This window comes from Streptomyces sp. TLI_185, assembly GCF_003814765.1.
Classification (GTDB): domain Bacteria; phylum Actinomycetota; class Actinomycetes; order Streptomycetales; family Streptomycetaceae; genus Streptomyces.
Window position 1 is genome coordinate 3,070,420 of record NZ_RKRB01000001.1, and the last position, 13,196, is coordinate 3,083,615.

The 13,196-nt window shown below is 70.7% G+C and carries 11 protein-coding genes; 2 read left to right on the top strand and 9 right to left on the bottom strand.

Annotated elements, in window-relative coordinates; translation table 11 throughout:
- Positions 1 to 35 precede the first annotated feature (35 nt).
- From EDD92_RS13955 to EDD92_RS13975, 5 genes are all read right to left on the bottom strand, one after another.
- Entirely contained in the window at positions 36 to 989 is a 954-nt protein-coding gene (locus EDD92_RS13955) for an ROK family glucokinase (protein ID WP_123964607.1), read from the bottom strand.
- Between the two features lie 132 nt (positions 990 to 1,121).
- Positions 1,122 to 1,622, bottom strand: a complete 501-nt coding sequence (locus EDD92_RS13960) for a DUF5304 domain-containing protein (protein WP_123964608.1) — start codon at positions 1,620 to 1,622, stop codon at positions 1,122 to 1,124.
- A gap of 57 nt (positions 1,623 to 1,679) precedes the next feature.
- Complete coding sequence (locus EDD92_RS13965; RefSeq protein ID WP_123964609.1) at positions 1,680 to 2,855, bottom strand: ArsA family ATPase; 1,176 nt, start codon at positions 2,853 to 2,855, stop codon at positions 1,680 to 1,682.
- A 131-nt stretch (positions 2,856 to 2,986) separates the two neighbouring features.
- Entirely contained in the window at positions 2,987 to 3,430 is a 444-nt protein-coding gene (locus EDD92_RS13970) for an SRPBCC family protein (protein WP_123964610.1), read from the bottom strand.
- Between the two features lie 113 nt (positions 3,431 to 3,543).
- Positions 3,544 to 4,299, bottom strand: a complete 756-nt coding sequence (locus EDD92_RS13975) for a metallophosphoesterase (protein ID WP_185124410.1) — start codon at positions 4,297 to 4,299, stop codon at positions 3,544 to 3,546.
- 337 nt (positions 4,300 to 4,636) lie between these two features.
- Here EDD92_RS13975 and EDD92_RS13980 point away from each other — a divergent pair, with 337 nt between their 5' ends.
- Positions 4,637 to 6,433 (top strand): long-chain fatty acid--CoA ligase, encoded by a 1,797-nt coding sequence (locus tag EDD92_RS13980; RefSeq protein ID WP_123964612.1) that lies wholly within the window; start codon positions 4,637 to 4,639, stop codon positions 6,431 to 6,433.
- A gap of 22 nt (positions 6,434 to 6,455) precedes the next feature.
- Here the strand turns inward: EDD92_RS13980 and EDD92_RS13985 are convergent, their stop codons facing one another.
- Positions 6,456 to 8,042, bottom strand: coding sequence for a GMC oxidoreductase (locus EDD92_RS13985; protein ID WP_123964613.1), 1,587 nt, complete (start codon positions 8,040 to 8,042; stop codon positions 6,456 to 6,458).
- 173 nt (positions 8,043 to 8,215) lie between these two features.
- A complete protein-coding gene (locus EDD92_RS13990) occupies positions 8,216 to 9,358 on the bottom strand; it encodes a glycosyltransferase family 4 protein (protein ID WP_123964614.1) in 1,143 nt (380 codons plus the stop codon).
- 127 nt (positions 9,359 to 9,485) lie between these two features.
- Between EDD92_RS13990 and EDD92_RS13995 the strand changes: the two genes are divergently transcribed.
- A complete protein-coding gene (locus EDD92_RS13995) occupies positions 9,486 to 10,721 on the top strand; it encodes a glycosyltransferase family 87 protein (protein ID WP_123964615.1) in 1,236 nt (411 codons plus the stop codon).
- 169 nt (positions 10,722 to 10,890) lie between these two features.
- Here EDD92_RS13995 and EDD92_RS14000 read toward each other — a convergent pair whose 3' ends face one another.
- Together EDD92_RS14000 and EDD92_RS14005 are read right to left on the bottom strand one after the other, a co-directional pair.
- Positions 10,891 to 12,081: a hypothetical protein gene (locus EDD92_RS14000; protein ID WP_185124010.1), complete on the bottom strand. Its 1,191-nt coding sequence runs from the start codon at positions 12,079 to 12,081 to the stop codon at positions 10,891 to 10,893.
- Positions 12,082 to 12,113: 32 nt separating this feature from the next.
- A complete protein-coding gene (locus EDD92_RS14005) occupies positions 12,114 to 13,133 on the bottom strand; it encodes an NlpC/P60 family protein (RefSeq protein ID WP_123964616.1) in 1,020 nt (339 codons plus the stop codon).
- Positions 13,134 to 13,196 lie beyond the last annotated feature (63 nt).

A 13,196-nucleotide genomic window follows, 5' to 3' on the forward strand; every position in this document is an offset into this window, starting at 1 on the left:
GGCGGCCCCAGTGGCCGCATGGCGAGAAGTGGGCCTTACATGATGGGGTCGGGCTCCCGGGCCAGGTCTGCTGCTCCGACCAGGCCCGCCTTGTTGCCCAGTTGGGCGGCGATGACCTCGGCCACCGGGCGCCAGTTGCCGCCCACCAGCCAGCGCTTGTAGGACTTGCGGATCGGGTCGAGGACCAGTTCACCCTCGTCCGAGAGGCCGCCGCCGACGATGAAGGCGGAGGGGTCGAAGAGGGAGGCCAGGTCGGCGAGGCCCGCGCCGGCCCAGCGGGCGAGCTCGCGGTAGGAGTCGACGGCGACCGGGTCGCCCTGGCGGGCGGCCATGGAGATGTGCTTGCCCTCGATGCCGTCGGGGCTGCCGTCACCGAGGCCGAGCAGGATCTCGGCGTTCTCGGGGGTGGCGTTGGCACGCTGCTTGGCGTATCTGACGAGGGCGCGCCCGGAGGCGTACTGCTCCCAGCAGCCCTGGCTGCCGCAGCCGCACAGCAGGCCGTCCGGCACCATGCGGATGTGCCCGAACTCGGCGGCCACGCCGTAGTGCCCGCGGCGCAGCTTGTTGCCGATGATGATGCCGCCGCCGAGGCCGGTGCCGAGGGTGATGCAGATGACGTTGCGGTGGCCCTTGCCCGCGCCGAACTTGTACTCGCCCCATGCGGCCGCGTTGGCGTCGTTCTCCACGACGACCGGCAGGCCCACGCGGGCCTCGACCTTGGCCTTCAGCGGCTCGTTGCGCCAGTCGATGTTGGGCGCGAAGTAGACCTCCGAGCGCTGGCGGTTGACGTACCCGGCCGCACCGATGCCCACGCCGACGATCTCGTGCCCGGCGCGTGCGCCCTCCACGGCGGAGGCGATGGCGTCCACGATCGCCTCGGGCGTGCCCGGGGTCGGCACCTTGTGCGTGGAGAGGATGTTGCCTTCCTCATCGACCACGCCGGCCGCGATCTTGGTGCCGCCGATGTCGACGCCGATGGTGAGTCCCATGAATCCCTCAGTTTCGGTCGAGCCCCGCTACGGCCAACCGTACCCGAGGCCCTGCCACCAAGGCCTCGACGTCCAATCGCTGGGCAGGCGGGAGCGGGGCGGCGAGGCCTGAGGGAGGGGTGTGGGGAGGTGTCAGTCCAGGTCGATGCGTTGCCCGGGACCGGTGCCGCCCTCGTCGCCGTCCCGGCCCTCGTCCAGATCCTTGTGCAGGTCGGTCGTACGGCTCGTCCAGCGCTGTTCCTGGGCCTGGACCGCTGAGCGGTAGGCGGCGAGCAGTTCGTTGCCCGCGGCGGCGAGGTGGTCGAAGACGTCCGGATTGCGTTCGATGACGGGCTCGACCGCGGCCTTCGCCTGCTGGACGACCTGCTTCACCACCTGCTGGGCGGCAGGTCCGGCGACGGCGCCGAGCAGCGGCGACTGGATCGACGACAGCTTCTCCGAGACGGCGTCGACGAGCTTGCGCAGTTCCTCGCCGGCCGAGATCGGCGGCTGGCCGTACTCGGCGCGGCGGCGGGCCTTCTCCGCCGCGAGGTCCTCGGCACACGCCTTCGCCCAGGCGTCGGCGTCGGTCGCCCGCACCTCGTCGATCACCTCGTGATTGCCGGCGTCGGACGGGGGGCGCTCTTCGCTCATGACGACCTCCTGACTACGGTTCGTCTCTACGACGTTACCCGAATGGGCGTACGTGGTTCACGGCCTCTGAGGCCACAGATCCGGGTCGGGCACGAACCGGATGCGCAGTTCGCCCTCGCGCAGCCCGGCCCCCTCGACGGTGCAGCGGCGCAGGACGGACGGCAGCGGGACGATACGGCGGAACTGGCCTGCCGCGACGACGAGTTCGTCGCCCCGCCGGATGAGGTCCAGGTCGTCGCGTATGGCGCCGGGCAGCGGGATGTGCCAGACGAGCACGCCGTCGTCGGCGAGCCGGTCGGTGACGGGCCACTCGACGGTGGAGGTCGTGTCGTTGACGTCCAGGGCGCCGGGGACGGCGAGTGCGGCGAGGTCGTCCATGCCTCGTGGGTCGCGGCCGAGGTGGGCGACCGTCCGGACGTGGTACGGCTCCTGCCACTCCTCCAGGGCCTTGCGCTGCTGGGCAACGAGCCCGGCGAGCCAGCCGCTCGCGCCCTCCGGCAGCACCCGGTTGGCCACCACGCTGTCGGAGCGCAGGCCGTGCAGGGCCAGGGCGAGCCCGGCGGAGTGTACGGCGTCGGCGCCGGCCGGTCCGGGTTCGGCGACCAGCCGTACGACGGTGGCCCGGTCGGCGAGGACCGCCTCGACGGCGCCGAGCTCGGCGTCCCAGCGGGCGGCCGTCTCGTACAGCCACTCCGAGGGCATGGGGATCCCGGCGAGCCGCCCGAGAACGGGCCGCAGGGCCCGGGCCGCCTGCCGCTCGGGCGGCAGCAGCCGGCGCAGATAGCGGCGCAGCTCTTCGGGCAGGGCGAGCAGGGCGAGCGCCTGCGGGGTCGGCGGCAGGTCGACGACCAGCAGGTCGTGAGCCTCCGCGAGGGCCGCGTCCCGCAGGGCACGCAGCAGGTTCAGCTCCTCGGCACCCGGAAGGGGCGTGACCTCCTCGGCATCCAGCCGGGAGGCCCCGAGCAGATCGAGAACGTTGGCAGCGCGCTCCTGGAAGGCGGTGAGGTCGTCCCGGAACCCGGCGACGGCATCGGGGCGCCAGGCGGTGAGGTTCGGGGCGACGCGGGCGGGCGCCGGGCCGGTCGTCACGCCGAGGACAGCACCGAGGGTGTCGGTGCGGTCAGCGCTCAGGACGAGGGTGCGGGTTCCCTCGCGAGCGGCAGCCAAGGCAGTGGCGGCCGCGACTGTCGTACGACCGCTACCGCCGGGCCCGGTGATCAGGATGGTGCGCATGAGGCTGAACGGTAACTCAGACGCCCTTAGGGGCGCGGGGCTGAATCAATGTGCGGCTCCGCCGCGTGGGCGCGACCGGCCGCAACGAACCCGCGCCCGGACTCCCACAAGCACCCCCATGGCGAGACCCGTTACTTCTCCCCCGACTCGACCCGCTTCTTCAGCCCCGCCAAAGCCCGGTCAATGATGACCTTCTCGGCCTTCCGCTTGATCATCCCCAGCATCGGGATCTTGACGTCGACGGTCAGCTGATACGTGACCTCGGTCGCCCCCGCCCCCGCAGGCTTCAAGATGTACGACCCGTCGAGCGACCGCAGCATCTGCGACTTGACCAGGGTCCAGGAAACCGAATCCTCACCGGTCCAGGTGTACGCAAGCACCTGGTCGTCCTTGATCGCGCCTGCGTCCATGACGAGGCGGACCTGCTCCGCGCGGCCCTGGGCGTCCGTCTCGAGGACCTCCGCCTCCTTCACCTCACCGGTCCAGTCCGGGTAGCGCGCGAAGTCTGCGATCACCCCCATGACGTCGGCCGGTGCCGCCTCGATCGTGATGCTCGAGCTGGTGTGTTCCGCCATCGCCGTGGCTCCTCCAGATGCGGGCCGGTAAGGAAGTCGTCGTGCGCATCGTGCGCGCAGCGTGAAGGCTACCGCGCACGTCGGCAGCCGCCTTCACCCCCACCTGCGTTCATTCACCATTCAAGCGCCCAGGGCTTCCCGGTCCCCGCGAAGTGCCCCACGTTCACGCACTCCGTGGCCCCGATCCGCATCCGCCGCGCCAGCGGCTGGTGGACGTGACCGAACAGCGCGTACCGGGGGCGGGTGCGGCGGATCGCGTCCAGCAGCGCCCGGCTGCCCCGCTCGAAGCGCCGCGCCACCGTGTCGTAGACCAGCTCGGGCACCTCCGGCGGGATGTGGGTGCACAGCACGTCCACCTCGCCGACGGCCTCGATCTTCGCCGCGTACTCCTCGTCGCTGATCTCGTAGGGGGTGCGCATGGGGGACTTGAGGCCGCCGCCGACGAAGCCGAAGGTGCGGCCGCCGATCTCCACGCGCTCGCCGTCGAGCACGGTCGTGCCCGGGCCGGCGTACTCCGGCCACAGGGGCGGCATGTCGACATTGCCGTAGGTGGCGTACGTCGGTGTCGGGAACGCCGCGAACATCTCGGCGTACTGCTTGCGCACCGCCTGCTCGATCGCGGCGGCCCGGTCCGTGCCGATGCCGCCCCACAGCCGGGCCCCGAACTCCCGTGCCTCCTGGAAGCGGCGGGCGGTGCGCAGCTCGACGATGCGGTCGGCGTTCTCCTCGCCGAACAGGTCGGGGAAGATCCCGCGCGAGTGGTCGGCGTAGTCGAGGAAGAGGACCAGGTCGCCCAGACAGATCAGGGCATCGGCACCCTCGCCGGCCCTGGCCAGGTCACGGGCGTTGCCGTGCACGTCGCTGACCACATGGACACGTGTCCTGCGGTTGCCGGGTGGTGTGGATGCCATGGCGATCAAGGGTAAGCGTGTGGGGTGTACGTGAACAGTGGCGGCCGGTCCTGCCGTTACTGGCCAGTCAGTTAGCGGGTGGACTACCGTACGCAAAGGAACACCAACCCGTGTGACGCAGCGAACATCTCGCCGGGACCCCCTGTCGAAGAAGCCATACCGGCGGGTAACGTCCGGGCAGTCCAGTCGTGCTCAGTATTTCAACCACTGAATCTCTGAGCACCTGCCCGAGCCTTGGACCCACCGTCGCATCACACAACGTCGTGGCGCCGGCGCCTTATTAGGAGCAGCAGTCTTGCGCGAGTTCAGCCTTCCGGCTTTGTACGAGGTCCCTGCGGACGGCAACCTCACCGACATCGTCCGCAGAAACGCCGCGCAGCACCCCGATGTGGCCGTGATCGCCCGCAAGGTGGGCGGCCAGTGGCAGGACGTGACGGCCACGGCCTTCCTGGCCGAGGTGCACGCGGCCGCCAAGGGGCTCATCGCCTCCGGCGTCCAGCCCGGCGACCGGGTCGGCCTGATGTCCCGCACCCGCTACGAGTGGACGCTGCTGGACTTCGCGATCTGGAGCGCCGGCGCGGTCACCGTGCCGGTGTACGAGACCAGCTCGCCGGAGCAGGTGCAGTGGATCCTGTCCGACTCGGGCGCGACCGCCATGATCGTCGAGCTGGACAACCACGCGGCCGCCGTCGAGTCGGTGCGCGAGTCGCTGCCCGCCCTCAAGCACGTCTGGCAGATCGAGGCCGGCGCGCTCGAGGAGCTCGGCAACACCGGCAAGGACGTCACCGACGCGATGGTCGAGGACCGCAGCTCGCTGGCGCGGGCCGACGACCCGGCGACGATCGTCTACACCTCCGGCACCACCGGCCGCCCCAAGGGCTGTGTGCTCACCCACCGCAGCTTCTTCGCCGAGTGCGGCAACATCGTGGAACGGCTGCGCCCGCTGTTCCGCACGGGCGACTGCTCAGTGCTGCTGTTCCTGCCGCTCGCGCACGTCTTCGGCCGGCTGGTGCAGATCGCGCCGATGATGGCGCCGATCAAGCTGGGCCTGGTCCCGGACATCAAGAACCTCACCGACGAACTGGCCTCGTTCCGGCCGACGCTGATCCTCGGTGTGCCGCGCGTCTTCGAGAAGGTCTACAACTCGGCGCGCGCCAAGGCGCAGGCGGACGGCAAGGGCAAGATCTTCGACAAGGCGGCGGACACCGCGATCGCGTACAGCCGCGCGCTGGACACCCCGTCCGGCCCGTCGCTCGGCCTGAAGATCAAGTACAAGACGTTCGACAAGCTCGTCTACAGCAAGCTGCGCGCGGTGCTCGGCGGCCGCGGCGAGTACGCCATCTCCGGCGGCGCCCCCCTGGGCGAGCGCCTCGGGCACTTCTTCCGCGGCATCGGCTTCTCGGTCCTGGAGGGCTACGGCCTGACCGAGTCCTGTGCCGCCACCGCCTTCAACCCCTGGGACCGCCAGAAGATCGGCACGGTCGGCCAGCCGCTGCCCGGCTCGGTGATCCGCATCGCGGACGACGGCGAGGTGCTGCTGCACGGCGAGCACCTGTTCAAGGGGTACTGGAACAACGAGGCGGCGACCGCGGAGGCGCTGGCCGACGGCTGGTTCCACACCGGTGACATCGGCACGCTCGACGAGGACGGCTACCTCAGGATCACCGGCCGCAAGAAGGAGATCATCGTCACCGCGGGCGGCAAGAACGTCGCCCCGGCCGTGATCGAGGACCGCATCCGGGCGCACGCCCTGGTCGCGGAGTGCATGGTGGTGGGCGACGGGCGGCCGTTCGTGGGCGCGCTGGTCACCATCGACGACGAGTTCCTGGGCCGCTGGGCCGCCGAGCACGGCAAGCCGGCGGGTTCCACCGCGGCGTCGCTGCGCGAGGACGCGGACCTGCAGGCCGCGATCCAGTCGGCAATCGACGACGGCAACGCCGCGGTGTCGAAGGCGGAATCGGTGCGGAAGTTCCGCATTCTGTCCTCCCAGTTCACTGAGGAGTCCGGCCACCTGACGCCGTCGCTGAAGCTCAAGCGCAATGTGGTGGCGAAGGACTACGCGGACGAGATCGAGGCGATCTACGCGAAGTAGCACGCCCCGGTCCTACGACGGCTCATGGCGCGGTGTCCTCCACGAGGACCCGCGCCATCGTCCGTTCGGCGAGCGCGGTGATGGTCACGAACGGGTTCACGCCGATCGATCCCGGCACGAGCGAGCCGTCGGTGACGTACAGCTTCGAATACCCCTTCACCCGGCCGTAGTTGTCGGTCGCCTTGCCGAGGACGCAGCCGCCCAGCGGGTGGTAGCAGAAGTCGTCGGCGAAGATCTTGTTCGACGATCCGAACAGGTCGTAGCGGTAGATCGTGGCGTTGGCCGAGTTGATCCGGTCGAACAGTTTCTTGGCCATGGCGACCGAGACGGCGCTCTGTGCGGCACTCCAGCCGAGTTTGACCGCTCCGGTCGAGGAGTCGTACGTGAATCTCGCCCGCTCCGGGTTCTTGGTGATCGCCAGATAGAGGCTGACCCAGGTCTCGAACCCGATGGGCAGCGGGGCGATCTCCGCGAAGACCGGGTTGTCGGTGTTGGCCCAGTCGTCGATGCCCATGACCGGCATGGTCGACTGGTTGGCGCCGGTGGTGTCCCAGATGTGGTTGGCGCGGCCGAGCATGGTGTTGCCGTTGGTGCCCCAGCCGGCGCCGACGCTGGAGTTCAGCGCGGGCAGGGCGCCCGTGTCCCGTGCCCGGACGAGGAGTTCGGTGGTGCCGAGGCTGCCGCCGCCGAGGAAGAGGTACGTGCAGCTGTACTGCTTGGTCTCGACGACCGCGCCGGTGTTGTCGATCCGGTCCGCGGTCAGGGTCCAGCTCCCGTCGCTCGCCCGGCCGATGGCCTTCACCTTCTCCAGGGTGTTGATGGTGACGTTCCCGGTGCCGAGCGCCGAGGCCAGGTACGTCTTGTCGAGGCTGCGCTTGCCGTAGTTGTTGCCGTAGATGACCTCCTGCCCGAGCGCCGACCTGGTCGCCGTTCCGGCCGCCTCGCGCTGCATGTAGCCGAAGTCGTAGACGTTCGGCACGAAGGTGGTCTTCAGGCCGGTCTTCGCCGCGGCCTTACGGGAGGTCCGGGTGAACTGGTACCACTCGGTGGACTCGAACCACGTGGGGTCGACGGTGTTGACGCCGAGCATGGAACGGGCGCGCGGGAAGTACGTGTTGTACATCTCGCTCGCGTCCACGGCCGGGAACTGCTCGGTGAAGTACGACTGGAGCGGGGTCACCGCCATGCCGCCGTTGACCAGGGAACCGCCACCGACGCCCCGCCCGACGTACACGGACATGTTGTCGTAGTGCACACGGTCCAGGGCGCCGGGATACGGGGTGATGTCCTTGTTGACGACGTCCAGCCACAGGAAGGTGGCCAGGGGGGCCTCGGTGCGGTTGCGGAACCACATGGAGCGCTGGTCCGGGTTGGCGGTGTTGCAGAAGACCTTGCCGTCGGAGCCGGGGGTGTTCCAGAGACGGCCCATCTCGAGGACGAGGGTGCGGATGCCTGCCTGGCCGAGGCGGAGGGCGGCGACGGCGCCTCCGTAGCCGGAGCCGATCACTATCGCCGGGGCGGAGTCGACTGCGTCGGGCTCGGCGGCGTGGGCGGACTGTAGGCCGATGCGGGTGAGGCCGGCCGTGGCCGCCGTCTGCAGGGCAATCATGCCCAGGATTTGACGTCTCGTCAGCTGACGTTGCATCAGTTTTGCTGTCATGTGCGCAGCATGGGCGGATTATTGCGTTCCGCCTAGTGGGGTGCCACATATTCGTTGTTGGCGACTGCGGGTCGTTTGTGGCTTGTCGCGCAGTTCCCCGCGCCCCTACACCCGGAGCTGCCCTACAGCAAAGCCTTGAGCCGCTCCGCCAGCAGGTCCCACCGCCATCTCTCCTCGACCCACTCCCTGCCCCGCTCCCCCATCCTGCGGCGCAGCTCGGCATCGCTCAGGAGAGTCACGATCCTCTCGGCGGTCTCCTCCGCCGAGCCTCCCCGGACCACCCACCCCGTCTCGCCGTCGAGAACCGCATCCGGCGCGCCGCCCGAGTCACCTGCGACGACCGGCAGGCCGGTGGCCGAGGCCTCCAGGTAGACGATGCCGAGGCCCTCGACGTCGAGGCCGCCCCGGCGGGTCCGGCACGGCATGGCGAAGACGTCTCCGGCGCCGTAGTGGGCGGGCAGCTCGGACCAGGGCACGGCGCCCGTGAAGCGCACGGAGTCGGCGACGCCGGTCTCGCGGGCCAGTCGCCGCAGGTCCTTCTCGTACGGCCCGCCGCCGACGATCAGCAGCACCGTCTCCGGCTCGGCGGCCAGGATGCGGGGCATGGCAAGGATGAGGGTGTCCTGGCCCTTACGCGGCACCAGCCGGGACACGCACACGACCACGGGCCGGTCGGTGAGGCCGAGCCGTGCCCGGACCGCGTCGCCGCCCGACTCCGGGTGGAAGGTCTTCTCGTCGACGCCCGGCGGCAGCTGCACCATCCGCCCGGCCGCCTGCGGCGTCAGCGCGGCGGCGATCCGCGAGCGCGTGTACTCCCCGAGGTAGGTGATCGTGTCCGTCGACTCCCCGATCCGGCGCAGCAGCTGCCGCGCGGCGGGCAGCTGCGCCCACCCGGCCTCGTGACCGTGGGTCGTGGCCACCAGCCGCTCGGCGCCCGCCTTCCGCAGCGCCGGCGCCATCAGGCCGAGCGGCGCCGCCGCCCCGAACCACACCGACGTACAGCCGTGCTCCCGCAGCAGCCCGACGGCCCGCCGGGTCGCGCCCGGCGTGGGCAGCAGCATCGTCGTGGCGTCGCGTACGACGGTGAAGGGCTGCTCGGCGTCGAAGGCGGCCGTGGCCGCGATCCCCTCCCTGCTGCGCTTCCAGGTGGACGCGTAGACGACGAGCCGCTCGGGGTCGAGCCGTAGCGCCATGTTGTGCAGAAACGCCTGGATACCGCCCGGTCGGGGCGGGAAGTCGTTCGTCACGATCAGGGTCTTGTGCATCGCCGCCGACCTTATCCAACGGGCGCACGCAGCTCGGCACGGCCACGTTTATGGCAAGCACACAGCTGCACAGGACATCATGTTCCCCTCAAGACCGGAACGGGAAGCGGACTGAAACGGGGCTCCGGTGGACATTGCGGGCGGAAGGCGGCCCCTTGCGGGACTGCTGGTGACCTGGGGCCTGACCAGGCTGGTGCTGCTGCTGTTCGTCCTCAAGGTGTTCGTCTTCCCCGGCCCGGACGTCACGAGCGACGTGTCCGTGATCTACCAGGGCTGGTACGAGACCCTGCGCCACGGCACCTTCCCGCTGGACGACGTCACCTGGCAGTACCCGCCCGCCGCCGCCCTCCCGATCCTCTCCCCCGCGCTGCTGGGCTTCCTCGACTACGCGACGGCCTTCTTCGTCCTCGCCTTCCTGGCGGACCTGGTCGTCCTGTCGCTGCTGCTGTACGCGGGCCTGCGCCCCGGCAAGACCGTGCGCGGCGCCTGGGTGTGGGTGCTGGGCGTACCGCTGCTCGGTCCGACCGTGTACGCGCGCTACGACGTGATGGTCACCGCGGTGGCCGTGGCCGGGCTGCTCGCGGGCTCCCGGCATCCACGCGTGATGGGCGTCCTCGTGGGCTTCGGGGCGATGCTGAAGGTGTGGCCGGCGCTGCTGCTGGTCGGCGTCCGCAAGCGTGGCACCTGGGCCTGGGCAGTGGGGACCGTGGCCGCGCTGGCGGCACTGTTCGCGGTGACCATGCCCGGCGCGTTCGCCTTTCTGACCTTCCAGCGCAACCGTGGCACCGAGGTGGAGTCTCTGGGCTCCCTCGTCTTCCACATCGCCCGGCAGTTCGGCTGGAACGGTCAGGTGCTGCTGAACTACGGCTCGATCGAATTCCTCGGCCCGTATGTCGGTCTGGTCAGCTCGGCCGCCCTGTTCCTGACCGGCGTCGTCTTCGGCTGGCTGCTGCTGTGGCGGCTGATGGCCACACGGTTCCTGCCGAACACGCTCGCGGATGCGGCCTTCGTGGGGGTGCTGATGTTCACGGTCACCAGCCGGGTGATCAGCCCGCAGTACATGGTGTGGCTGGTCGGTCTGGCGGCCGTCTGCCTGTGTTTCCGGAGCAGCCGGATGAGGGTGCCCGTGGCGCTGGTCCTCGCGGCCGCCTTCATGACGGTGCTGGAGTTCCCCCTCTGGTTCCAGCACGTCGTCGCGAGCGACACCCTCGGCGTCACCCTCCTCGTCGCCCGCAACGGCCTGCTGGTCGTCGCCGCCGTGCTCGGGGCCGTGGAACTGTGGCAGTCGACGGTCTCCCGCGAGCCCGTACCGCCCCTGCCCACGCAGGCCACCCGCACCAGGGAGACCTCGACCTCCTCCTGACGCCCAGCGCACGGCACCCTCATCGCGAGCGCCGGCGCCAGGCACACACCGGGCAGGCCGAGCCCCGTCGGCGGCGCCTTCGAGGATGCTCGGCCGGTCCCCACCGACCCGCACCCGACAACCGCAGAACCGCAGAACCGCAGAACGAGGAGGCCATCGCCCGGCCGGATCAGCCGAGTTGAGCCCGGAGGTAGTCCCGCCACTGCCCGGTGAACTTCTCCGGCGTCGTCCCCAGCACCGTCCTCATCGCACCCTCCACCGAGCCCGCCCGCTGCCGGTGGTCGCCGACTGCGCGGTAGAACTGCCCGAGCCGCTCCAGACCCCACTGCTGGGCGATCAGCCGGCAGGCCATCCAGCCGCCCTCGTAGGCCTGCGCCAGCTTCGTCGCGTCGCCGCTGAAGCCGAAGTCCTTGTCGGTGGGCAGGTTTTCCGGCACCCTGCCTTCGCTCACCGCGCGCGACAGTTCGGGCGCGGCCTCGGCCGCTGTGCGGCCGGTGCCGAGGTAGCCGATCCAGTCCGCATACCCCTCGGACAGCCACAGCGGGGTGGCCGCGTTGGTGTGGGCACGGGTCGCGACATGGGTGGTCTCGTGGGTGAGCACGACCTGCTTGCCCAGCGGGCCGAGGAGGGCGTACGCGTCCGGGTTGACGATGATGCGGTCCGCGGGCGCGGTCGGCGGGCCGCCCACCTCGCCCGTGGTGACCGCCGCGATCCCGCGGTACTGGGAGGCGGGCGAGCCGAGCAGCCCCGCCATGCCCTCCACCGACCCCGGCACGAGCACCACCACATGCCCCGCCCAGTCGCTGCCCCAGGCCCCGGACACGGCAGGCACCGCACGGTCCGCGAGGTCCGCGTACGAGTGCAGCGCCTCGCTGGACTGCCCGGTGCCGAGAACCATGCTGTGGCTGCCGCGTACGACGGTCACCGCGCCCTGGTCCCACAGCTGCTGGGCGGACTTCCTGGCGGGCCTGTCCGCGTCCACGTACCACCGCCCGCCGGCCTCCCGGGAAAGGGTCAGGGTGCGGCCGACGGTGACGGGTGCATGGTCGTATCCCTCGATGCGGTAGCGCAGTTCGGCGTCGGCGGTGGCCTCGTCGCCGGTGCGGTGCAGGGCGGTCACACGGTACGACCAGGCCGCCAGCGGCACCCCGCGCAGGTTCTCGAACCAGCTCGGTGCGCCCGTCTTCAGGAAGGCCGCCCGGTCGCGGTCGAGGACGGCGGTGGACCGCCGGTCGAGGACCCGCTGCAGATCCGCCTCGGCGCTGCCGCCGGCGGCCCGCCCGCCGCATGCCACCAGTGAGACGAGCAGCAGCACGAGCGCCACCACTGAGAACCTCGACGCCCGCCCACGACCAGCCACTTTCCGATCGTAAGGCCGACAGGGGCGGTTGGTCAGACCCTCGTGACCGAGGACACCGGCAGCATGTCCACCGGGTCGTAGCGCACGGGCGCGCCCGGGTAGGGCGCGTGGATCACCTGGCCGTTGCCCATGTACATCCCGACATGGCTGGCGTCGGACCGGTAGACGACCAGGTCGCCGGGGCGCGCCTCGGAGAGCGGGATCTGCCGGCCCGCGTACGCCTGCTCCTGCGAGGTGCGCGGCAGCTGGACCCCGGCCTGCGCGTACGACCACTGCATCAGCCCCGAACAGTCGAAGCCGTAGGGGCCGGTGGCGCCCCAGACATACGGCATGCCGAGCGCTGAGCGGGCGGCGGCCATCGCCGCGGCCGCACGGGCCGAGGCCGGGAGAGCGCTGCCGAAGTCGGGGAAGAGCTCGCCGCGGCCGTCCCGGGAGGCGCGGCCGTAGGCGGCACGCTCCCCGTACGGCAGGGAGTTGAGCAGCCGGCGGGCCTCGGCGAGTTTCCGCTCGACGATCTTCTTGTGGGTGGCGACGGCCTTGCGGCTCCTGTCCAGCTCGGCGAGCTTGCCGACCGCCTCGGCGCGCTCCTGGGCGACGTTACGCATCGCGGACTGCAGGTCCCTGAGTTCGCCGGTCTGCTCGGCGGTGATCCGGTCGAGCACGGAGGCCTTGTCGAGGTAGTCGGCCGGGTTGTCGGAGAAGAGCAGGGCGAGGGTCGGATCGAGGCCGCCGGAGCGGTACTGGGCGCCGGCCAGCGAACCGAGCGACTCCCGCATGGTGTTGATGCGGTCCTGCTGCCGGGCGATCAGGTCCTGTGCGTCGCTCACCTGTCTGCGCAGTGTGTCGGCGTGCTCGTCGGCCTTGTTGTAGGCCTCGGTCGCCTTCTCGGCCTCCGCGTAGAGACGGTCCACCTCGGCCCGGGTGTGGTCGTACGGAGCGGCGTCGGCCGGGACGGCGCCGAGGGCGGAGGCCGCGGCGGACAGCACACACAAGGCGGTGCCGGCGCCCCGGTTGAACCCGGACGTCGGTGCAAGGCGACGATGAGACCCCACGGGAAGCCGCGCTCCTTCCGCTGGCGACAAGGACTGCCTCCCCGCCGCAGCAGGGAAACGCGG

Coding starts and splice junctions, on each gene's coding strand:
- EDD92_RS13955 (WP_123964607.1), bottom strand. CDS start 989: ATGGGACTCACCATCGGCGTCGACATCGGCGGCACCAAGATCGCGGCC.
- EDD92_RS13960 (WP_123964608.1), bottom strand. CDS start 1,622: ATGAGCGAAGAGCGCCCCCCGTCCGACGCCGGCAATCACGAGGTGATC.
- EDD92_RS13965 (WP_123964609.1), bottom strand. CDS start 2,855: ATGCGCACCATCCTGATCACCGGGCCCGGCGGTAGCGGTCGTACGACA.
- EDD92_RS13970 (WP_123964610.1), bottom strand. CDS start 3,430: ATGGCGGAACACACCAGCTCGAGCATCACGATCGAGGCGGCACCGGCC.
- EDD92_RS13985 (WP_123964613.1), bottom strand. CDS start 8,042: ATGATTGCCCTGCAGACGGCGGCCACGGCCGGCCTCACCCGCATCGGC.
- EDD92_RS13990 (WP_123964614.1), bottom strand. CDS start 9,358: ATGCACAAGACCCTGATCGTGACGAACGACTTCCCGCCCCGACCGGGC.